This window comes from Nocardia sp., from assembly GCF_025465275.1.
Classification (GTDB): domain Bacteria; phylum Actinomycetota; class Actinomycetes; order Mycobacteriales; family Mycobacteriaceae; genus Nocardia.
On record NZ_JAODNK010000167.1, the window covers coordinates 8,782 to 31,618 of the forward strand.

Genomic DNA, 22,837 nt, shown 5'->3' on the forward strand with positions numbered 1-22,837 from the left:
AGGATCAGTGGAAAATCTGCCTGGCGAAGACGTGATCGTTCGGTTCGAGTCACAGGTCGTGCGAACGCCGCAGGCCACGGCAGTGGTCTGCGGGCCTGTGTCGTTGACATTCGCCCGACTGGACGCACTCGCCGGCTGGCTCGCACGTGCGCTGGTCGATTCAGGAATGGGACCCGAGCGACGCGTTGCCGTTGCGCTTCCGCGATCGGAGTGGTCGGTGGTAGCCGCTCTGGCCGTCTGGAAGGCGGGCGCCGTGTACGTTCCCGTCGACCCCAACTATCCGGCGGAGCGAATAGCCTTCATGCTCCGCGACGCGTCGCCGGGTGTCGTGCTGACCAGCGCGCATCCGACCGCCGCAGTGGTGAAATCGGGTCGTCGGCTGATGAGCGTATCGGACGTCGCGGACGGCCCGGACCGGCAACTCACCGGAACACGGCTGCGCGAACCGGATGAATGGGACGGCCGCAACGCCGCCTATGTGATCTACACGTCGGGGTCCACCGGAACGCCCAAGGGGGTCACGGTCGAGCGACGCGCATTGGCGAACCTGGCCCGTCACCTCAGTCCTTCCTCCCCGACGTTCACCGCTGCCCTGCGCCCATTCGGGGAGCGGCCGCTTCGCCTCTCGCAGAGCGCGTCCTGGTCGTTCGACGCCTCCCTGGCACCGCTGCTGTGGATGCTGCACGGCAACGAATTGCATGTATTGGAGGACGCCATCCGGATGAATCCGGAAACATTGGTCCGCTACCTGCGACAGCATGCGATCGACCACCTGGACATCACACCCACCCAGGCCCGCCGACTGTTGCGGCACGGCCTTGCCGCGGTCTGCGCTGAGCGCCCGTTGTTGCTCCTGGTGGGCGGCGAGCCGGTCACCGAGCAGCTTTGGCGAGAGTTGGCGGCACTGCCGAATGTCGCGGCATTCCACGGATACGGTCCCACCGAGTTCACGGTCGACGCGACGGTCACCCCACTCACCGGTGACGTGATCACAATCGGTAGACCGATCCCCGGCACCGGCGCGCGGATGCTGGACGAGCGGCTACGGCCGTTGCCGAGCCGAGTACCCGGCGAGTTGTACCTGTCCGGCCGAAGCCTCGCACGCGGGTACCTGGGGCGGCCAGGGGTGACGGCCGCGCGGTTCATCGCCGACCCGCTCGGGCCGCCCGGTGGGCGCATGTACCGTACCGGCGATCTGGTCGGAGAGACCGGCGAGGGCGATCTATTCTTCGCGGGCCGGGCCGACGAGCAGGTGAAGATCCGTGGCTTCCGTGTCGAGCCCGGAGAGGTCGAAGCCGCGCTGGAGGACCTCCCCGGACTCGGCGAAGTTGCCGTCGTGGCGGTCCCCGCAGACGACGGCGGATTGCGGCTGGTGTGCTACGCGACACCCGCAAGCGCGATTGAGACAATCGCACCCTCGCCGGAGCGCCTGCGCGCACACCTCGCCGCGCGGTTGCCGCGCTACATGGTGCCGGAGCTGTACATCCTCCGGGACGACCTCCCACGTACAGCGAATGACAAGCTCGATCGCGTCGCGCTGCGGGCCCCGACCTCGCTGCCCGGCCCCGAGCCGGATGCCAGCGGCGCGGGCACCACCAACGAGAACACTGTTGCGGCCGACCAGAACGTACGCGAGACAACGATCCGCACGCTTTTCGCCCAGGTGCTCGGCCTGGCCGAGGTCGCGGCGACCGACCGCTTTTTCGAGCTCGGCGGCGACAGCATCGTCGCGATGCAGCTAGCCGCCCAGGCGCAGGCCGCCGGGCTGGCGATCGTCCCAGAAGAGATTCTTCAGCACCAGACGCCCGCAGAACTGGCCGCCGTAGCGGTACCGACCAGGCCCGGAGCCGGGCCCGCCGGTGCGCCTGGCGATGACGAAGACGGCTCACTGCCAGCGACTCCGATCATCTGCTGGCTCCGCGAGATGGGCGAACACGTTTCCTCCTACCGCCAGTCGGTGGCATTCCGCACGCCGGCAGGACCGCTCCGCCCGGACGTTCCTGCCCTGGTAGATGGCCTCCTACGGCGACATGCGGCGCTGCGGATGCGCCTTGAACGAGGCACGTGCGGCGACCTCTGGACGGTCCCCGTCACGGCCTTCGTCGCGAACGAAGTCCTGACGACTGTCGACATCGCGGGCCTGGACACGGTCCCCGTGGCGGCTCTGCTCGCCGAGCATGAAGCTCGCAATGGCGACCTTCTCGACCCGTGGACCGGCCGAATGTTACGCGCCACGTCGTTCGACGCCGGAGCCGACAAACCCGGCCTGCTGCTGCTGACCATTCACCATCTCGCCGTCGACGGTGTCTCATGGCGGATCATCCAGCGCGAGCTCCGCAACAGCTCAGTGCCGGACTCGACACTGTCGCCGATGAGCGGCGCGGCACAGGCGATGTCCTTCCGGCGGTGGGCCCGATTCCTCGCCGAGGATGCGGTGAGCGCCGACCGGGTCAGTGAGCTCGACCTCTGGGTGCGCACCCTCGACGGCTCCGATCCGCCCTTGAGCGCGAGGAAACTCGACCCCGCCATGGACACGGTAGCGACGGCTCGAACACTCACGGTCAGTCTGCCGATCGAGACGACGGCGGCCCTGCTGACCGGAGTGCCGAAAACGCTGCGCCTGCAGGTCAACGAACTGTTGCTGGCCGGCCTCGGGGTCGCCGTGGCGTACTGGCGGCGGCGGCTGGGCGTCGCGGGCGACGTTGTGCTGGTCGACATGGAGGGCCATGGTCGGGAGCCGCTGGCCGTCGGGCTCGATCCCTCTGGGACCGTCGGGTGGTTTACCAGCATATTCCCGGTGCGCCTGGACACCGGACCGATCGACTGGGACGACCTGGCGATCGGGGGGAGCGGCTGGCGGCCAGTGCTGCGTCGATGCAAAGCGTGGCTGCGGGCGATCCCGAACCGGGGCGTGGGCTACGGGCTGCTGCGCTATCTGAACCCGGATACCGCGCCGGTGTTGACGGACCGCACCCCGCCGCAGATCTGTTTCAACTACCTCGGCCGAATGGGGACTGATGCGGACATCGACTGGAACCCCATAGCGGAGCCCAGTACCGGGTTCGGGCTGCTGCTCGACGGTGCCGACGGCGAGATGCCCTTGGCGCACACGATCACCGTCGACGCGTTGACCAGGGACGAGCGTGACGGCCCACGCCTGGAGGCCACCGTCACCTGGGCCGCGAACCTGCTGGCCGAGGCCGACATTCAGGCGCTCGCCGAGACCTGGCTGCAGGCGCTGAGCGCCATCGTCCGCTACGCGCGGACGCCGCGGGCCGGCGGGCTTGTCCCGGCCGACGTGCCGCTCGTGACACTGAGCCAGGCAGAGATAGACCTGGTACAAGCAGCCTGGGAGTCCCGATGAGCCGACTGGAAATCGAAGAGATACTTCCATTGTCCCCGCTCCAGCAAGGCCTGCTATTCCATGCGATCTCCGATGGCTCCGATGACTATCTCACCCAGATCCTGCTGCGGCTAGCGGGCCCGCTCGACGTCGAGGTGCTTCATAAGGCAGGCACCGCCCTGGTGGAGCGCCATCCAGCGTTGCGCACTGCGTTCTGGTTCGAAGGCATGAAAACGCCGGTCCAGGTGGTCGCGGTGCAGTCGGCTCCTGCTTGGCGGCGGGTCGCACTGCGCGGCTCGGCTACGGAGCGTGAGCGCACGGTCGACAGGATTCTCGCCGAGGAGCGCAGCAGCGGATTCGATCTGACCCACCCCCCGTTGATCAAGTTCGCTCTGATCCGCACGGAGCCCGAGCTGCATCTGCTGCTCATCACCGTCCACCACATTGTTCTCGATGGCTGGTCGACCCCACTGTTGGTTCAAGAGCTGTTCGCTCACTACGCAGCAGACGGGTGTGCGGAGAACCTGCCCGCGGCCGCAGCGTATCGAGACTACTTCGCCTGGCTCGCGGACCGGGACACGGTCTCCGCCGCGCAAGCGTGGCGAGCGGCACTCACCGGAGGCCTGGAACCGGCCATGCTGGCCGCGCGCCCGGTCACACCAGGACTGGCAGCCGGACTCGCCAGCACCGTCGAGCTGTCGCCGGCAGTCACTGCGGCACTGGTAGCGGCGGCCCGCACCGCCGGGGTTACGCTCAGCACTGTTATCCAAGGCGCCTGGGCCCTACTGCTAGGGCACCTGCTGCATCGTGACGACGTCGTCTTCGGGACCACGACCGCGCTGCGACCGGCCGAAATCAACGGCGTCGAGCGGGTCATCGGCCCATTCATCAACACGACGCCCGTGCGGCTGCGACTGGACTCCACAGAGCCGGTAACGGACTTGGTACGCCGCCTTCAGGCAGAACAAGCGCTCCTGTTCTCGCACCGGCACCTGAGCCTTGCCGAGATCCAGCGCCAAACAGGCGTCGGCGAGCTTTTCGATACCCTCGTGGTCTTCGACAGTTACCCAGCGCAGCACTCCTTCCCCGTGACCGACGGCCTGCGCGTCACGGACGTCGAGATGCACGGGGCGCCGCACTATCCACTCGCCGTGATCGTCACCGCGGGTGAGCGGCTGCAGCTCCAATTCCTCCTCAAGCCCTCCCTACTGGGGGGCGTTGCCGACCACGTAGTGGGCCGGATGACACGGCTATTGGAGGCGATCGCCGCCGATCCACACCAGCGGGCAGACAGCATCCAGCTCAGCGACCCGCCCGACGGAGGCTCTGCGGTCCGCATACTCGACCGCGCACTGCGCCCCATGCCGATCGGTTGCGTAGGCGAGTTGTACCTTCCCGGTGTCGAACCTGGCGGTCTCGGTGACTCATCCAGCCCGTGGCCGTTGCGGCCCACCGGGGACTTGGCGCGAGTGCTCGCCGACGATACGGTCCAGTTGCTCGGCCGCACGGACGCGCCGTCCAGGGTCGGCGGCCGGTGGGTTGTCCTCGAGGAGGTCGAAAAGGCCATCCGCGAGCGGCCGGAGGTCCGCGCGGTCGCCGCGGTCATCCATGCGGTCAGCCCCGGTGACCGCCGACTTGTCGCCTACGTGGTCGCTCGCGGCGCGATCGACGCACGCGCGATTCGGCGGCATGTCGCCTCGCGCCTTCCTGTCCATTACGTGCCCGCCATCGTTGTGGCCCTGGACGAGCTGCCGGTCTCCGGCGCTGGGACGCTCGACCGGGACGCGCTGCCGGCGCCGGGTTTTGGTCCGCGGTCCGCTGCGGAACCGCCGACGCCGCGCGAGCATACGCTGTGCCGACTGTTCGCTGAGGTATTGGGAATTGCCGCAGTGGGCGTTGACGACAACTTCTTCGAACTCGGCGGGCACTCGCTCGCGGCCACCCGGCTGATCAGCCGAATCCGCGCCGAACTGAGCGTGGAACTGGAGATCTACGCGGTGTTCGAGAGCCCGACCCCCGCAGGGCTGGCGGAGTGTCTGCCTGCGGAGCCCGCCGAGCCGACGCACCCCCCGCTGCGACCGCGGCAGCGTGCAGCGGCGTTGCCGCCGTCGTTCGCCCAGCGGCGGCTGTGGTTCCTGAGCCGGCTCGACGGCCCGAGCCCGACCTACAACATCCCGATCGTCCTGAGGCTGACCGGTCACATCGACGGTGATGCCCTGCATGCGGCGATGCACGATCTGATCGCCCGCCATGAGTCGCTGCGCACCGTGCTTCCGGGCATCGACGGCGAGCCCCAGCAAATGATCCTGGAGCCAACGCAGGTTCAGGTGCCATGGTCGGCCGAGGATGTCGCGGAGGCGGACCTGCCGCACGCCCTCGCGAAGGCCGCCGCCTTCGCGTTCCAACTGGAGTCAGACCTGCCGCTGCGGGTGGCGCTGTTCCGCACCACCCCAGAACACCAGGTGCTGCTGTTGCTCGTGCATCATACGGCCGGGGACGAGTGGTCCGTCCGGCCACTGGTGCGGGATGTCGGGATCGCATATGGTGCACGCCTGCACGGCGTACCGCCGGACTGGTCCCCCTTGCCTGTGCAGTACGCGGACTACGTCCTGTGGCAGCGGGACCTGCTCGGTGACCCGTCCGTCCCAGCCAGCCTGCTCGCACGGCAGCTCGCCCACTGGCGCGAGGCGCTCGCGGGGATCCCCGCAGAGCTGCGACTGCCACGCGACCGCCCGCGCCCGGAGGTTCCCACCGGGCGCGGCGGCTGCGTCAGTTTCACTCTCGGCGGGCAGCTTGTTCGCGCCATCGCGGCGCTGGCCCACGATTGCCGGGCAACCCAGTACATGGTGTTGCACGCCGGCGTTGCGGCGTTGTTGTCCCAGCTTGGTGGCGGAGCCGACGTCGTTCTCGGCACTCCGGTCGCCGGTCGCGTCGACGCAAGCTTGGAGAATTTGGTCGGATTCTTTGTCAACATGCTCGTACTTCGTGTGGACACTGCCGGGAATCCGACCTTCCGTGCGCTGATCGACCGGTGCCGCACCGCCGACCTAGCGGCGTACGCCCACCAGGACGCCCCATTCGAGGCAGTCGTCCAGACGCTGAATCCGCCGCGCGTCGCCGGCCGGAACCCGCTGTTTCAGGTGGCGCTGGCACTGGAGAACCGGGGGATCGAGGATCTGGCGGTGCCAAACCTGAACGCAAGCCTCGATGTCGACATCGAGGTCGGCCGTGCTCAATTCGATCTCGCCATTACCCTCGTCGAGCACATGCCGGGTGAGCAGATCGCCGGCACACTGCAGTACGCGACCGATCTCTTCGACCGCGCCACCGCTGCCTCGCTGGCCGAGCGTCTTGTCGTTCTGCTGGACCAGCTGATCCGCGACCCGGACGCTCCCATCGAAGCCGCAGAGACCGTCCCTGCCGCCGATATCGCGCCGACCCCCGACGGCCCCGGCGCCGTACACGCCGCCGCAGCCGGATTCCGGGACGGCGCGACGCTGCCCGAAATGTTCGAGGCGATCGCAGAAGGCTCCCCCACCGCGATCGCGGTCACCGACCCGGCTGGTGATCTGACCTACGCCCAGCTCGACGCCAAAGCTGACCGACTCGCCCGAGAGCTGACCGTCCGTGGCATCGGGACCGAGGACATCGTCGCAATCGCTCTGGAGCGGAGTGCCGATCTTGTTGTCGGGATCCTCGGCGTACTCAAAGCCGGCGCGGCCTATCTGCCGATCGATCCCAGCTACCCGACCAAACGCATCGAGTTCATGCTCGGCGACGCGGCACCACCCCTGACCGTCACGAACGCCACCATCGCAGCCGATCTGCCTGCCTCGACAGCGGTCCTGTTGCTCCCTCTACCCGACCGCGACCGAACGCGGGCCGACGGTCTCGTCGAACACACCGCCCTCGACCGTGTGCGACGGTTGCGGGCCGCCAACCCGGCGTACGTCATATACACCTCGGGGTCGACCGGCGCCCCCAAAGGAGTCGTCGTCTCCCACCACAGCGTCGTGCGCTTGTTCGCGGCAACCAGGGACCGTTTCCAGTTCGGCCCCGCCGACGTCTGGACCCTGTTCCACTCCTACGCCTTCGACTTTTCGGTGTGGGAGCTGTGGGGGGCGCTGCTGCATGGCGGCAGGCTGGTTGTGGTGCCGCACGACGTCAGCCGTTCGCCACGAGAGTTTCTGGCTCTGCTACGAGCAGAGGCGGTGACCGTGCTGAACCAGACTCCGTCCGCATTCGACCAGTTGCTGACCGTCTGGGAGGGCGGCCACAACCTCGCTTCCCACGGGGCGGGTGCAGTGCAGGCCGATCCGCCGCCCGCACTGCGGATCGTCGTGTTAGGCGGTGAGGCCCTCGCGCCGGCTCGCCTGCGTAGCTTGCTCGCACGCCCCGGGGTGCGCAGTCCCCAGCTGGTGAACATGTATGGGATCACCGAGACCACCGTGCACACGACGGTGTACGAATTGTCGATCGCGGACGTGTTCGATCCTGTCGATCCCACTGCGGACCCGGCAAGGATCGGTGGCAGTCCGATCGGCGAGCCCCTGGACGATGTGCGCGTGCAAGTGCTGGACTCCCGGCTTCGGCCGGTACCACCAGGGGTGGTCGGTGAGGTGTACGTGTCAGGACCGGGGCTGGCTCGCGGCTATTTGCACCGTCCTGGCATCACCGCGTCGCGGTTCGTCGCCGACCCGGTGCGCCGAGGGGAGCGAATGTACCGGAGCGGAGACCTGGCCCGGACACGGCGCGACGACGCGCTCGATTTCGCGGGCCGCGCGGATGACCAGGTCAAGGTCCGAGGGGCCAGGGTGGAGCTCGGCGAGATCCAGCACATGCTGGCGGGCCACCCGTCGGTGACTTCGGCGGTAGTGACAGTCCGTGAGGACAGTCCAGGAGACCGCCGCGTTGTCAGTTATGTCGTCCTCGCCCCCGGCGCAGACGTCGCTGTGGCGACTCTGCGGGAATATGTGCGGTTGCGGCTTCCCGCGTACATGGTGCCCGCGGCCGTGACCGTAGTCGAATCGATTCCGCTGACCACCAACGGAAAGGCCGACGTCCACGGCCTCCCGCAACCCTCCTACGACATACCCGCCGGGCAGCATGCCGCGACCTCGCCGCGCGAACTGGTTCTCGCGGGATTGTTCGCGGAAGTGCTGGATTTGCCACGAGTAAGCGCCGATGACAGCTTCTTCGAGCTCGGCGGTCACTCGCTGCTGGCGACCCGTTTGGCCGCCAGGGTGCTCTCGGTACTCGGTGTCGACGTGCCGATCCAAGCGCTATTCCAGTACCCGACTGTGGGCATGCTGGCTCGATGGCTGTACGACAGGGCTGACGACCGCGGACCGGCTGCCCTCGATACCGTTTTGCCACTGCGGATTCGTGGTGCAGCACCTGCCCTGTGGTGCATTCATCCCGTGGTGGGGATGAGTTGGGCGTATGCGCCATTGCTCCCCTACCTCGACACGAGCCGACCGGTCTACGGCATCCAGGCGCGCGGGCTGAGCCGTGACGAAGAGCTCCCACTGTCGGTCGAGGAGATGGCCGAGGACTACGTCGCTCAAGTCACTGCCGTCGCTCCGACGGGTCCGTACCATCTGCTCGGCTGGTCGCTTGGCGGCGCCGTCGCACAGGCGATGGCAGCACGATTTGAGCACCGCGGCGATACCGTCGCATTACTGGCATTGCTTGATTCACACGTGCATCTCGCTGAGGACACGTTGGACGCCGCGTTGTCGGAGGCGCACCGGAGTGTCGCGGGCTTTGCAGCCGACGATGCCGACCTCGCACGGCGGCTCAACAGAGTCGTCGGTAACAACACTCGGCTGAATTACCGATTTGTTCCGGAACCGGTCTCCTGTGACACGCTGATCTTCGGTGCGAAAGGCTCGTCAACAGCCGATATCTGGCGTCCGTACCTGATGGGTGCGGTCGAATTCCACCACGTTGAGGCCGGACACGACGACCTGCTGTCCCCGGAACCTCTCAGCCGGATCGGTCCGATACTCGCGGCTCGTCTCGCCGCGGCTGCCAGTCGGGTGTGACGATCGGGCTGCGCCCGCTGCTGGCCCTCGCGACGCTTGCCCGTATCCCGGTGACGGCGATCACCGTTGGGCTCGCCTTGCAGGTTGTTCTGGGCCTACATCGGGACTACACCGCCGCTGGTCTGGTCACAGCAACCAATACCGTGGGCGCCGCTGTCAGCGCCCCGCTCTTCGGCTACCTGGTCGACCGACGCGGCCTGCGACCTGTCCTCGTCCTGACCGCGACGGCGCAGGCGCTTTTTTGGACCACCGCCCCGGACTTGCCTTATGTCGCGCTCGCCGTTGCCGCCTTCGCGGGCGGCATGTTCAGCCTCCAGACCAATATCATCGTCCGACAGTGCATCGCTGCGGTGGTCCCGGAGGCGAAGCGCTCGGCCGCTTACACGCTGGACGCCGTCAGCACGGAGATCGCGATAATGCTGGGCCCGTTCCTGGCCGGGTTGGTGGCTGCGACTGTTTCGCCCCACATCCTGATGTTTGCCATCGGTACAGGCAACGTCGTCGCAACTGCGGCATTTGCCGTCCTCGACCCATCGATGCCCACCCGGTCCGGGGATGAGATCGTCGTACGGCCCGATAGCAGCTCTGGCCGTGAGTTTCCGTTGCCACACTGGTTGCCGATGTGGGTCACGCCGCCGCTGCTCGGCGTCTTCGTCGCTGGCGCCGCCACCATGATCGTTCTCGGCGGCACTGAGGTGGCCGTCATCGCGGCGATGCGCCGCGCTGACCAGGTTGCCGCGACCGGTGTCGTCTTCGCCGCGTGGTCGGGCTTCTCGATCGTGGGGGGCTTGCTCGCTGCCCGCCTGCCCCGCACACCACCGGCCCGGACGATGCTGGCATTGCTCGCTCTGTGCACCGCCCCCATTGGTATGGCGGGAGTCGGCTGGTGGCAGCTGAGTCTGGCTCTGATACCAGCCGGCACCCTGTGTGCCCCCACGATCGGCCTACTCGCGGCCGACATCAATCGCCACGCCCCACCCGACCGATGCGGCACCGTGATGGGCCTGTATTCCGGCACATGCAGCGCAGGCTTGGCTCTGGGCGTTTTGCTCGCCGGCTCCGCCGTCGACGCGGACTCCCCCGCAGCGGGCTTTTCCTCCGTCGCGGCGGCCGGGCTGCTTGTGGCCGTCCTCGTTGGCTTCTACTCCCCCGCGCCGTCCAGGTAGTTGGAGCTTGACGGTGGAGCGCCGACGGACATTGGCCCATCGTGTTCGAGGATACGAAGAAGGTGGCGTACTACTGGCCAGGCGGCACAAAGGCTGCGGCATTGACTTGGCCTTTTCCGAATGCCTAAATGCAGACGGTGTTCCCGTGCCCGCCGTGGTTGCGCTTCTTGTTGTTGTCCGCAGGTGAGTCAGAGGCCGCTACCGGCACTGCTCCCCGATGGCGGTGGAATGAAGGGGAAAGGCGGTTGAGGAAGGAAGCCTCGGTGGCATCGCAAGTTGTCACAGCCCGGATAGCTGGGATGAGCCGGAACCGAGCTTCGCCAGCCAGTGCCCCCATCTGCCGGGCCGTCACGATACCCATCTACATGGGTGCCGTCCGAATCGGACCAATTATCCTGTACCGCAGAGGATTCCCCGTGCTGAGCAGATATCGACTTTGACGACGAAGGAGGATCCAACGCTGCGCCAGCCAGTGCCGATCCAGGCCCTGCGAAGGGTAATAGAGCGATGGTTGCCACTGTCGCGATATTCGCGACACGTTTAGGGATCGCTGGTCTGACGGTGAAGATGTTCATTCTGCGAACGCTCCAGGTTCCATATCGTCCGCCCGACTGACCGTGCCAGACAAGGACGGCAGGACGAAGTCCCGCCTTTCGACCCCTTGAAATGTACAGACCACAACGGCCCGTCATATTGCCACCGCTGGCAAGGCAGCTGACCGGACGACCCTCATCGGCTGCCCTAGGACACGGTGTGGCCAGCACCGTGACATAGCGCTGCGTGAATCGCTATTTGATGCTCACCTGATGTCCTCGGGCGATTCTGGGCGACCATCGGTATGTGCACCACCGGTTCGAAGCCAGGCTCGTTCTCAGATCTGGGGAGCTTCTATCCTCACATAGATCGGTTGGCATCAAGGAGTTTGTCATGTTCGCAATGGTCAGGCATGAATATTGGAATGCTGATCACATACCCTGGCAGTCATTCGGGTCCTGCCAAGGGCTGGACCCTGCGGTTTTCTTCCATCCGGATGGTGAGCGTGGCCGGGCTCGTATCGATCGAGAACGTCGCGCTAAGCGGATTTGCAATAGCTGTCCGGTATTGGATCAATGCCGCGCGTACGCGGTGTCGACCAAGCAGCCGTACGGGATTTGGGGCGGGATGTCCGAGCACGAACTTCAGGACCTCTTGTGCGCATCCGCGCGCTCGCGACGAAGGATTGAGCGCCGGCGCACAAATTCGCGCAGCAACCACTGATCGGGCCTGCGCAATGGCACCGGGTAAAACATGCGGTTCCCTCGGCTGATTTTTGGTCCGCATATTTGTGTGCCGTGAGAGATCAACGCGGCGACGAGGTCGAACGGTCCTTCCCATAGATGGGAAGCTTGATGTGGCTGGGTCTGTCAAGATTCACCAGGTAGTTCGACTGCCGGAGGGAACAACGGCGTTCGAATTGCGACTACTTCGATGGTAAATCCACGGTTCGAGCGAGATTGTGGAGCGCACAGCCATACTCGCGGGCTCTGAACCGACAAATGCGACAAGGGCAAAACGTTGACGAGGAAAATAGACCTGATCCGCCGGGGAATTGTGGTCGGAGCGACTGCCAGCGCGCTCGTGTTTCCAACTGCTTACGCCGCCGCCGACACGTCGTTGACAACTCCCGTAGGCGACGGTACATCGACCTCGCCCACCGGCATATCTCCCGATACAACCAACACCACCGACTCCACACAATCCGGGTCGTCGAGCGGGGGATCATCGACCACTGGATCCTCAACCGGTGGATCAACTTTGACCGGGCCTTCGATCAACTTCGGCTCCGGAACCGGCGGCTCGATCATCGGCAATACACTCATGAACGCCCTACGCGGGGCCCTGACCGGCTCGTAGCCCCCTCGCGATCGGCAGTGGACGTAACGAGGTTTCGAGCCGTCTCGCCTGGTATTGGAGACCGCGACCGCTTGCCGAACTGTGCCTTCGTCAGTAGCTGAATCAACTCGATGTCGTCCTGGCCGCTCGAAAGCTGGCCGATGAGGTTCTCCGGGTCCATCTCTCACGGCTTTCGGATCGCCGCAAGGTCGGTGGCCAGCCGCGCGGAGACATGGTCCAGAAAAGTGATCAGGTCCGCGCAGTACACCGACGGATTCAGGAAACCGGTTCCGCGTCTGTACCGCTGCGCGTAGTGGCCGCCGCCGCAGACGTCCCGCAAGCGGCATTCCTGGCAGAGCGCCGGCACCGGACGCCCCTGAGCCGAGGATCCGCAGAGGCCGTGGCGGGGTCCGCGTAAAGCCTGGATGGATCCCGTGGTCGGTCGCTCGGGTCACAACCTCTCGCGGATCGACGGTTTCGCGGGCGCTTGCGGTGGGACCGCCGTTCGAGTGCGACGTCGGGTTGAATCAAACCTCCCTCGTCACGCAGCGGCACGACTGACATGGAGTCCTCAATGCGGTCGATGCGCCGGCACGTGCTCATCTGGCTTTGAGGACAGATCCCTGGGATTTCTGTGCCGAGCGCACCCTTGTCAGCAGTGTCGAGTCGCGAACGAGGTCACGCAGCGGTGGCGTGGCCCGGACATGGTTGAACGCGCTGACGAGGTCCTCCGCCGACATGTCCCGGATGACGCCGGCAGCCTCTTCGAGCCGCCCGGCAAGGAAGCTCGCGAACGCGGCGGACCCGATGGCGCCGGTATCGAGAGGATTGAACTCCTCGAGATCACGTCGCCATTCGGTGTCTTTCAGGGCGAGGGCATGGATCGCCGTCGACAGGAGAGTGGTGAAGGAGATGGGATAGAACGAGAGTGTGAGCGCCAGCGATTCCCCCAGAGCGCTCGCCTTGTGCCACGTGCCCGGCGGCATGTAGAAAACGTTCCCGGGCTGGAGGTCCCGTTCGGAGATATCCGATCCTGTCGGCGGCTCCCACTTCTGCCCGTCGCCAAGTGCCGCTGCGAATTCCGGCTGTCGTACGGTTTCCAGGTCTCGAGCGAACAACGGTGCCGGTGTCGCGGGGCTACGCGAGAACTGCCACCGCTTCTTGCCTTCAATTTGCAGGATGAAGACGTGGGTGGCATCGAAGTGCCAGTCGAGGCCGTGGCCGTCCGGTGAGTAGTGGCAGTTGACGAACGCACCCGCGGTGACGCCCAGCGCTTTTCCGGCCGACGTAATGAACGCGCTGAGCCGCTCGTTGTCGGCATCGGCGCCGACCGTGACAATCGACATTCCCGCGTCGAAGAGGGCCGATGCCGTCCGTGGCGTCACCGCGTCGGTCTCTTTGTTCTCCCCTGAGTGGTCACGGTAGACGGCGTAGCTGTACGCCGTGCCGTGGAGGCCGGCGCGGAAATCCGCAGCACTGTACAGGCCGGCGAACTTGTCCGAGGAGCCGTGGATGACCACCGGATGTTTGCACCACACGTCGCGTCGAAACGCGTCCAGTCCCAGCGGATCGAGGAATGTGGAACCGTCAATGCTCACGCGCGTTCGCCATCGTCTCGATCAGCCAGTCCAATTCGGCGGTCTTACTCGCCGTTGCCGCCTTGATGACATCGGCGAGTGCTTCCTCACGCGTCAGGTGCCCCGTGATCACCTCGAGCGAGAGCATCTCCAACTCCGGCACATGGCCGCATTCACGACCGATCCTTACCTGCAGAAGCGCGGGGACGTGGCAGTTGGTGGAGATACCGTCTGTCGTCTGGATGAGGGCCCCCATAGCCTGGGTATGTCTGGTCGCATCACTTCGCGTCAACCGCGCGACATAGGGCAGACCAACCGTCACGCGCGTTCGCCCGTCGGGACGCTTCCGGTGGAAAAGCCCGATAGGGCGATCATCCCAGCGAAAGAAGTGATTAGTCCCGAACACGACGGCAGGCGCCCCGCATTCGTCAGCGACACTCGTTAGGCGGTGTGCGGTGTATGTACTGCAGAGATGGCACGGAGAGCCGTCGCTGGATGCCAGGGTCTCGACGGCATGGGTGAGCGTGCCGGCCTCATCCTCACCGAGACCGAAGACGCGCAGGTCGATGTCGTGGGTGGCGCAGAGCTCTCTCAGTTGTGTCAACGCCGCAGGAACCATGTATCCACTGTCCAGGCAGACGGCGATGACTTCGAGGCCCAGCTCGTGCTTGAGGAACCAGAGCGCCGACAGGCTGTCACGTCCGCCGGACACCGCGACGACGGCAGCGGTCCCGGAGTGCTTGTTCACCGCCTCCAGGAACTCGGCGTATTCCTCGTCGCGCCGGATTTCCACCGCCTGGAACTCTGCGCAGATCGAGCAGATACCCTCCGGGCCGATCCGGAACGACGCGCATCGCATGGCACCGAGCGTCGGAGCCTCGAGCGTGAAGGTCATGCCCTCGTAGAAGAGGCAGGAGCGGCACACGCGTGCTGGGCGCCGTCGTGGCGCGGACGGGCTCACGAGCTGGCGGTTCGACTGGGCAGGCGCATTCACAGCGTCTCCTCTATCAACAGATCCACGAGAGTCGGGTTGTACTTGGCGAACACGTAAAGCGGCCGGGCAGCCGCTATCAACCCCGCCCGCCCGTTGAGACCACGCTCGAACGCCGCCAGTTCGAGGCCGTCGACCGGAACGCGCCAACGCTGTGCGAGCCACTCCGCGATCCGGGTTTCGTCGAGGTCCGCCGGGTGGTAGTGGGCGTACCGTTGCTGCAGCTCGGTCACCATCAGGTCGGACAGACATGCGGCCTGCGTGGCGTGCCGGAATACCGTGCATCGTCGTGCTTGGGCGAGCGCCGGCTCGTCCGGCACGATTCCAGGTGCGACCCGATAACTCCGGACCAGGAAGTGCGCGAGCAGTTCGTCGACATCGCAGGAACGCAGCTCCTCCTCGGTGGTCCACGCCGAAAGCCACGCGACATCTTTGCCGGATTCACCAGCGGGGTCCGCGTACAGCCCTCGATGGATCCCGTGGTCGATCGCTCGGTTCACCAGCTCACGTGGATCGTCGCCAACCGACGACGATCCGCAGTCGCGCTCGCACTCCTCGACGATCCACCTCAGTGCCCATCGGCGGTAGAAGGCCGCGTAGTCATGGGCGAAAAGCTGCAGGACACGCAAGGCCGCCAGGTCGCTTACGTCCACGTCCTCGCCGTCGATGTGGACCTGCGATCGGTTCGATTCGAGCCGCCACGAGTACAGGAAGATCGTCTCGTTCAGCTCAAACGCGCCCACTGCGGGTGCGGCGCAGTCCGGCGCGTCATGCATGATCGACTGCACCACCAAGAGAGCGTCAGCACGCTTCTGATTGACCGCATACCGTTCGATGAACGACTCGACCGCGGTGACGTCACAGGTGCGCAGCCCCAACTTGTGTCCGATCGCGATCATGTGGGCGTAGGTCCGTTTGGCGTAGGACAGTGACGATAATGCGTCGATCAGCGTCAGCCGCGTGTTTCGGTCGCAGACCCCCGCGTCCTCGGCGGCGGCCAAAGTCGCGCGGACATCCACCAGAGGCACCGAATGTGGCCGATATCCGGCATCCGATGGTGCGTGCATCAACGCGACCTCGTCGTCACCGTCGATGACGCCGTCGCGGAAGTCGGCGTAGATCTGACCGACGCCCTCCATACCGAACACATCGAGTTCGGCGGCGCGCAGCGCACCGATACTGGCGCCGCCGACGACGCGTACGCCGTGCGCGAGTATGTGCAGCAGCTCTTTGTGACGCACGGCGGGGACGTGATGGAAATAGCCATCGATGATCCCGACGACGTCACCCGATTCGAGCGGCAGACGCAGGACGTCCCCGCCCGCGATCGGTGGCAGCAGGCGAACGCCACCGGGCACGACGGACTCGGCATCGGGAAGCGAGGGACCGACAAAAAGGTACCGGTTCAAAATGGGAACTCCGGATCGTAGCGCAGGCCCGGACCGAATGCGCGGGCGACGGGAATGCCGATCTCGGGACGGGTGAGGTCAGCGACGAAAACCGGCTGTTCCGTGGCCTGTTCGATCTGATCGACGACGAGCGCTAGATCATCGGCCAGCAGATACTGCGAGATGCTCGGCGTTGCCTGGAAGTCCTCCGAGCCCTCGGGGAGCTGATGTGTGGGCGTTCCTCCGAATGTCCGCTGATGCAAACGTGCGTCGTCGTACTGCTGCCGCGTCATGTCGTCCCGTGTTCCGGCGATCGCGGTAATACGCGACTGCGCGGCCTCGGTCAGGGCGCGGCACAACGCGACATCACGGTCCAGGTGGCAACCGCTGCCGGCGAAAAAGACGGGGAACAGATCACTCCATATCTTGGCCATGTAACAGGGAACCGCCGTGGGTGACGGCAGGTAAGCCGCCGTGACATGAACGTCCGCGTCACGGAACCGGGCCCACAGCTCCCCCGCATTGCCGTCGATCGTTTCCGGGATCAGCGTCTTGGGTCCGGCGCCGAGCAACGACTCGACCTGGGCGTCACGTTCGATCAGCTCGTAGAGTGCGTGCAGTGTCGCTTCGTCGAAGGTGTTCCCGCTCGCCAGCCCGTTACTCGAGGAGTCGAACAGCGGCGGCATGTACCGTGACGCCACGCGACTGTCGAGGCGTAAGTATCCCGAAGGGACGAATGTCTCCTGGCCGTCACGAATACGCCAGGCAGCGGTCCATTCGAGCCGTCGGTGCGCGTTGAGCGAGTGCCGATCCGGAAGTTGAAGGCTGTCCACCCGGTACCCGATGCTCCCCTGCATCTCGAACAGGGATGCTCGCACCTCGCCCTGCGGAAGGTTCTCCGCGTGCCAACTCTCGATAGCTTCCATCGCGGCCGACACTGCCGCGGCGGCCTTGGTCAGGCCTTTACCCTGCGAGACGGATAGCAACTTCCCGTTCGGTCTGATCGCCTGGACCACAGGAATACCGATCTCGTCAAGCCAGGTAACGTCCGCGAGGCGTGTCAACCCGACGTCGGCGAACGCCGGCCGGATCCGTTCCAATGTCTCCTCGGGTGCGCACACACGGTGCGTCCCCGCATAGTAGGACTTCCCATCTTTAAGCGTGTTCGCTTGGGCGTGGGTACTGGCCTCCGGCCGGTCGGTTTGCAGGTTCCATGACACGGCGATCCTCGAATTTTTAGAGAGTGATTCAGAGAGATCTCAAGGGCGGTGGCGCAATGCCAACCGCACCACCGCCCGCGAGCGATTACCCACTGCCGACGGCTACCAGATACGTCCGGTACGCACGACCGCCGCAGTACCGCATGGATCGGGCCGCCGCGCGGCGGCATGTGGTGACGCTCCGAGAATTCACGCGTGTCAGAGGTAGCCGACTTCGAGTACGGTCCGGCAACCGCCGATCATTTGTGACTGGTAGGAGCGGCCTGCCGCGTGAACTTCTTCTTTTATTTCCGCCTCGAGTTCATTACTGCTCGGGACGTTCAGCGAGATGCCTTTCATGATTCTCCCAATGCGAGAACTGTTGGATACCAACGCCATAGTGGACGTTGCTCAGGTTACTGGGATCGCCCCGTCCGGTTGAAGAGATGGTTCCCAGTGTTAGGAATACCTGTCGGAGACCGCGTGTCACGCTGGTGACGGTGCCGACCGACCAGCGCGTATGGCCGGACCGGTCCGTAGTGGAGGTGGGGCTCGTCTGATCGGCCGCCTACCGTGGCATCGCATTCGTATGGTGTCGCGCGAAGTTCTGTCTCTCGATGATTCGAGCCCTCGATAATCCGATCAGGCCGAATCCAGCACCGCCGAGACCGAGTTGCCAGCCGTGAGAAGAGCATCGCGCTGCAACTGCCGCTCGTCGGGCATGCTCGTGCCCGATTCGGAAGTCGGAAGCGGAGCGGAGTACCTCAACCATGTGGCTGTCATGGACGACAGGGCAGGCTATTACAAGATCGACGGTCACGACCTCTACGGCGCCGTTGTGCACCTGCTGTACGACGGCAGCACCAGTCGTGTTGCTACCTGGCGAAATGAGCCCAGAGTCGCTGTCCATTCGGATACGGCAGTCCTGATGTTCGTCAACTGTTGTTGGACCAGGCCAATGGATTCCGGGAGCAACACGACATATGTCGGCCCGATCCGGGTGCACGCGCCCGGGATATGCATCGAACGGGGCGGTACTGCGAACTCCTGTAGCGATCCCTTCATGTGGGCGAGGGCTGCCGCTCACCGTCATCGCATTAAGCCAGTCTCCCACACCCGGGACTCGCTGGCGACAGATTGCCAGGGAGCTGAGATTATGGTCGGTGGTCTTCTTTCAGGCGGCTTCGGGTCCTGGGTCCGCATCGCGGTCAATGAATTCACGTCACATTTGGCCGGTACGATCCGGACGCGCATACCATGGTGCGCCAGACCATCACTGGGAACAGGTAGCTCAGATGCCTCCGGCTTGCCGAAGCCGCCGCAGAATGATATCCGATACTCTCCAACAGAGGCTTCCAATCGCCTTCCGAACTTCAAACACTGGCAAGGTTCAGCACGATGGTTAAGTCAGGCACCGATATACGACCATACTCGAACACAGCATATATCGATCCTGAGGCATCGCTGGAGATGACACGCCCGTTAGGGGCCTTCAGCAATTTTGTCTGCAATTCCCTGGGAACTAAGAACGAGCAGATCCGGCAAGGTGTCATATCGGCCGTGGAGTTGTTCGATACTGCAAACAATTTATTATCCGCAATACCGGTAAGAATATACGACCAATTGGTGCGAGACACCGACTTCACGCGAAGACGCCTCGCGATCCTGGACCTGGTCTGGGTCGTCCGCTCCCTGGACGTCGCCTTCGCCGAGGACGCGAATTATGCGGCACGCAGCAAGAATTCGATGCTGCAACGAGTCGCTCGCATGCTCGCCGATCGCGAAGGAAGGCATCCGAATCTGTCGTGGTCGGATATAGCGATATACCACCCGGTCGGCGACCCCCGGTCCTTCCTGCCGCCAGGGGCCGCACGCGATCAGGAGATATTCATGTACCGGAGTCAGCACGCGATCGAGAAGACGCTCAGGTACATCACAGATCTACATGAAAGAGAAGAAGTCACGGCGGAAATCCTCCCAATATTGCCCGTAGCGTTGAACGCTGTGGTCAAGACGATGGTCAGACTGAATCGAGAACGAACTCCAGGACATTTCTACACCCTGGACCCATTCCTCGGCCCTAATAACAAATTCACCGGACACGCCACAGGGGCCTTTTCGGCGTGGTGCTACATAGTGGGGTACTTCCTGTCTGAACATCACGATTTCAAACAACGGCTGCTGCGCCCGGAAAACAGGATGGCTTTCGATCGAGATGCCGATCCCCACATCAAACGAATCGAGAACGGTACCTTCCGCACCGCAGACCAACTGATCGGGTCGTCAGGGTTGGGCGAGTCACAATATGCTGCAGCGCGTGCACTACTCGATTCTGCCCAAGAGAAGTTCGGGCTGTTCCTACACGCCCATCGAGGCACCATCAAAAGACACGCATCGAGCTCCTTCGACGACGTCGCGCCAGCCAACATTTCGATCATCAACCGTGAGTCGCTGAACCGCGGCATCGCGGGAATTGTGGTCGGTAAACCTGTCTGACATTCGCACTTGCGAAATGCTGAATTTCTAGTTCTGATGAGCGTATTGAATTTGTGGATGGGCGAATCCGCTCCAGATTCTGGCGCGGGCCTATTTTCAAATATGTGACACCGAGAACTATCTATTTCACGAGCGGCATCAGTTGCACCGCAGACTTGCCTTTTCGGCATATGGGGTCCAGTGACGCGAAAAGTCGCGCGAAGGACTTCCGCCTGGTCAGACGTGGCACAGTAGGTGCTGGACCACGCGCGTGACTACGGCCGCGCGCATCCGGAACTCGGCGAGCTGGCCCTTGGCTGTGACAGCCTGATTTGGCCCCCGGTGTGACTGCCCAGGATTCCTGAAGGCGACCTTTGAGGAAGGTAGCGGTCTATTCGCCGGTTGCGGCCTTGTCGTCGAGGTGGCAGTAGACGGTGGTGCGTGTGACGCCGAATTCGGTGCTGATCCGGTTGACTGTCGGATTGGATCGATCACGCTCGGCGGCTGGGCGGGCGTAGGCCGTCGAGCACGATGGCGATGCGTTTGGCGCGGTCCGCGGGGCGGGTTGCCGGGCGGCGGACCGATTGCTCGTTCTGACCTAATACTACAGCCGTATACTGAAGCGTCCCTGCATATTCCGGCTGTGCCGGGCCGACGCCGGGGCGCGCCTTCGGTGTTCGCGAAGGACGTGGCACCAGGGTTGGCGGTGGGATTCTCGAAGGAAGCTGCATACGACGCGGAGAAATCCGGCGGGCCGAGGCCGCCCGCCGGGGCACATCACAATCAACTCTGGAGAGTCTCCTCGGCGGTCACGTCGGTGAGAGCGGAATCCCGACGCCGGTTACGGCATCGATGTCGACAGACTTCGCGGCTGGTCGAGATTTGCCCGTCATCCGTCATGGCTACCGTCTCGTCTGTCCATGCCACGAGGGGGCGGCCGACGACGATCTTGTCGAACAGGAACAGCAGCACGGCGAAGACCCAGCCGATCACCACGGCCATTGTGGACAGCCAGTCTGTACCCTCTCGGTCCAGAGGCAGACTTGCGTCGAATCCGATCGCCACGCTGAGGAAGGTCACGGCCACGAGGAGGCTGGGGGTCCGGCGGACGACCGAGAATACGCCTCGCCAATCGAGCAATGCGGCCCATAGAAGTGCACCTGGAAGAGCACCGACGAAGGTAACCACGAAGCGAACCCCCGTGCCATGGATGCCGGCCACACTGACGGCGGCGGCGTCAGCGATCACCAGGGATCCCGCGACCCGCAGGCAGACCGAGGCAATAGTTGCCATTGCCGCCATACGGCGAGCCAGGTAAACCCCCGTCAGTGTCAGCGCAACTAACACGGCCACGAGGAGCGGCGGATCGAACTTGCTGACCTCGCCAAATGAACCTACTTCGTGGGCGTCGGAGCCTGCCCAGAAGGCGAGCGCGATCAGACCCAGCAACGCATTCGACTCGTACCTCTCCCGGGCGCCGGAGAACAAGCGTTTGAACGATCCCGCACCCCGTGAAAGGAGCGACCTTCGTGCGCGGAGTTTGTCCGCGACAGGGCCGCCAGAGGTGGCGGTCTCGGGCGCGGTTACCGCGACCGTCACTTGCTCGATGTCAGTGGCCTGGTGGGTGCGTGGGGTTGGAGGGAGTTGGCTTAGCTCCTCCCAGATGTTCACCACCGTGGTGATCTGAGTAGGGCTGAGTTTGCAGGCCTGCGCGAACGACTGAACCTGCCCGCGTTTCCTCGGTAGTACAGCGTTCGTCGGACAGACGAAATGGTAAGCAGTGCTGCGGGGAATGCCGGAGTACTTGGAGATCTGCCCGACGGTGCGGCCCGACCAGGCGACCATGTGGCGCATCATTGCGAGAAACTCTGCCTCTGACGCTGCGTCCAGCGCGAGTTCGGATGGGAGACCCGAGATAGGCGCAGGCTGAATCGTCATTTCGGACCCGTCTCGAGGAAGGCGCTGATCGCCCGAATCGACCGGCCTGCAACGGAACTTCCGGATCGTGTGGGCACAACGCAGAACACGATCCCCGAGACCAGAAATAGTGTCAGGGCGGTGGCGGTCTTCGGCTCGACACCGCTCGCGATCACGACGAAGGCGAAGACAAAGCTTGACGGTACGAGCACCAGGACAACCGCTACAGCCGGCCATGTCCACACCGATGCGGACGGTGGTGACGGTTCAGTCGATGAGTCGGAAGAAGTGGGTGAGGGATTGCTGATCCGCGGGTTGTCGTGCATGGGGAATCCTCCAGATCACCGGCGTGGTGATCCATGAGGTGAGGGCCCGCGAGGCACGAGAACCAGCGAGGATGCCACGTTGGCATCGCGGACGCCCACAGGTGGGATGCAGCCGAGACATCAAGACGGTCTTGACGACTCGCATCGTGACCGAGTTGGCGTTCTCCATCACGACTGCCCTCCGAAAACGAGGGCCGCCCTAGAAGTTTCGCGCGCAATCGGAATCAGCACACCAAAGTCATGTCTAGACACCCGAATCAAAGTCATCTCACAGCAACGCTTCAGCCGACCCTCAGAAATGTCCAACGGCCCCGTCCACTGCTGGTCAGAATCCTGTGAAAACCCTTTAATGTCCAACGGTCGTTCCGGGACAGGCTCAATGCTCGTACTTTGGGGAAAGGGACTGGTACGAGCGAACAGTTCGGCCCGCCTTGAGCCCCCGGACTCGTGTAGTTGGGATGCAGCCGAGCGCCGGGGCTGTGAGCTTACCGTGGCGTGGACAGCTCACAATTTGATGGAAGGCCTGTTGATCTAAC

Annotated in this window: 14 protein-coding genes; 5 read left to right on the top strand and 9 right to left on the bottom strand. The window is 64.4% G+C overall.

What is annotated here, in order from left to right; translation table 11 throughout:
• Window positions 1–31 precede the first annotated feature (31 nt).
• The 4 genes from JWN03_RS34950 (at window position 32) to JWN03_RS34965 (ending at window position 11,813) form a co-directional block, all read left to right on the top strand.
• Window positions 32–3,364: an amino acid adenylation domain-containing protein gene (locus JWN03_RS34950; RefSeq protein ID WP_297624194.1), complete on the top strand. Its 3,333-nt coding sequence runs from the start codon at window positions 32–34 to the stop codon at window positions 3,362–3,364.
• Window positions 3,361–9,390: a non-ribosomal peptide synthetase gene (locus JWN03_RS34955; RefSeq protein ID WP_297624158.1), complete on the top strand. Its 6,030-nt coding sequence runs from the start codon at window positions 3,361–3,363 to the stop codon at window positions 9,388–9,390. Before JWN03_RS34950 ends, JWN03_RS34955 begins: the two co-directional genes overlap by 4 nt.
• Window positions 9,387–10,556, top strand: a complete 1,170-nt coding sequence (locus JWN03_RS34960) for an MFS transporter (protein ID WP_297624161.1) — start codon at window positions 9,387–9,389, stop codon at window positions 10,554–10,556. The genes JWN03_RS34955 and JWN03_RS34960 overlap by 4 nt, the downstream gene beginning before the upstream one ends.
• 936 nt (window positions 10,557–11,492) lie before the next feature.
• Window positions 11,493–11,813: a WhiB family transcriptional regulator gene (locus tag JWN03_RS34965; protein WP_366914519.1), complete on the top strand. Its 321-nt coding sequence runs from the start codon at window positions 11,493–11,495 to the stop codon at window positions 11,811–11,813.
• A gap of 374 nt (window positions 11,814–12,187) precedes the next feature.
• On the opposite strand, the gene JWN03_RS34970 is transcribed toward JWN03_RS34965, so the two are convergent.
• The 7 genes from JWN03_RS34970 to JWN03_RS35000 all read right to left on the bottom strand — a co-directional run bounded on the left by JWN03_RS34970 (window position 12,188) and on the right by JWN03_RS35000 (window position 17,943).
• Complete coding sequence (locus JWN03_RS34970) at window positions 12,188–12,400, bottom strand: hypothetical protein (RefSeq protein WP_297624167.1); 213 nt, start codon at window positions 12,398–12,400, stop codon at window positions 12,188–12,190.
• 212 nt (window positions 12,401–12,612) lie between these two features.
• The gene (locus JWN03_RS34975) at window positions 12,613–12,768 is read right to left on the bottom strand and encodes a hypothetical protein (protein ID WP_297624170.1); all 156 of its coding nucleotides are present in this window, start codon (window positions 12,766–12,768) and stop codon (window positions 12,613–12,615) included.
• Between the two features lie 259 nt (window positions 12,769–13,027).
• Complete coding sequence (locus tag JWN03_RS34980) at window positions 13,028–13,948, bottom strand: JmjC domain-containing protein (protein WP_297624173.1); 921 nt, start codon at window positions 13,946–13,948, stop codon at window positions 13,028–13,030.
• 67 nt (window positions 13,949–14,015) lie between these two features.
• The gene (locus JWN03_RS34985; protein WP_297624176.1) at window positions 14,016–14,900 is read right to left on the bottom strand and encodes a hypothetical protein; all 885 of its coding nucleotides are present in this window, start codon (window positions 14,898–14,900) and stop codon (window positions 14,016–14,018) included.
• 95 nt (window positions 14,901–14,995) lie between these two features.
• Window positions 14,996–16,405 carry a TfuA-like protein gene (locus tag JWN03_RS34990; protein ID WP_297624179.1) on the bottom strand — a complete coding sequence of 470 codons (1,410 nt, stop codon included), beginning with the start codon at window positions 16,403–16,405 and terminating at the stop codon, window positions 14,996–14,998.
• Window positions 16,402–17,604 (bottom strand): YcaO-like family protein, encoded by a 1,203-nt coding sequence (locus tag JWN03_RS34995; RefSeq protein ID WP_366914517.1) that lies wholly within the window; start codon window positions 17,602–17,604, stop codon window positions 16,402–16,404. Before JWN03_RS34995 ends, JWN03_RS34990 begins: the two co-directional genes overlap by 4 nt.
• A 198-nt stretch (window positions 17,605–17,802) precedes the next feature.
• A complete protein-coding gene (locus JWN03_RS35000) occupies window positions 17,803–17,943 on the bottom strand; it encodes a hypothetical protein (protein ID WP_297624182.1) in 141 nt (46 codons plus the stop codon).
• Between the two features lie 1,200 nt (window positions 17,944–19,143).
• Here JWN03_RS35000 and JWN03_RS35005 point away from each other — a divergent pair.
• Window positions 19,144–20,079, top strand: a complete 936-nt coding sequence (locus JWN03_RS35005) for a hypothetical protein (protein ID WP_297624185.1) — start codon at window positions 19,144–19,146, stop codon at window positions 20,077–20,079.
• Window positions 20,080–20,841: 762 nt separating this feature from the next.
• Here the strand turns inward: JWN03_RS35005 and JWN03_RS35010 are convergent.
• Entirely contained in the window at window positions 20,842–21,915 is a 1,074-nt protein-coding gene (locus JWN03_RS35010) for a hypothetical protein (RefSeq protein ID WP_297624187.1), read from the bottom strand.
• A 77-nt stretch (window positions 21,916–21,992) separates the two neighbouring features.
• Window positions 21,993–22,301 (bottom strand): hypothetical protein, encoded by a 309-nt coding sequence (locus JWN03_RS35015; RefSeq protein ID WP_297624191.1) that lies wholly within the window; start codon window positions 22,299–22,301, stop codon window positions 21,993–21,995.
• Between the last annotated feature and the right edge of the window lie 536 nt (window positions 22,302–22,837).

Coding starts and splice junctions, on each gene's coding strand:
- JWN03_RS35010 (WP_297624187.1), bottom strand. CDS start 21,915: ATGATGCGCCACATGGTCGCCTGGTCGGGCCGCACCGTCGGGCAGATC.
- JWN03_RS34955 (WP_297624158.1), top strand. CDS start 3,361: ATGAGCCGACTGGAAATCGAAGAGATACTTCCATTGTCCCCGCTCCAG.
- JWN03_RS34965 (WP_366914519.1), top strand. CDS start 11,493: ATGGTCAGGCATGAATATTGGAATGCTGATCACATACCCTGGCAGTCA.
- JWN03_RS35015 (WP_297624191.1), bottom strand. CDS start 22,301: ATGCACGACAACCCGCGGATCAGCAATCCCTCACCCACTTCTTCCGAC.
- JWN03_RS34985 (WP_297624176.1), bottom strand. CDS start 14,900: ATGACCTTCACGCTCGAGGCTCCGACGCTCGGTGCCATGCGATGCGCG.
- JWN03_RS35000 (WP_297624182.1), bottom strand. CDS start 17,943: ATGAAAGGCATCTCGCTGAACGTCCCGAGCAGTAATGAACTCGAGGCG.
- JWN03_RS34970 (WP_297624167.1), bottom strand. CDS start 12,400: ATGATCGAGCCGCCGGTTCCGGAGCCGAAGTTGATCGAAGGCCCGGTC.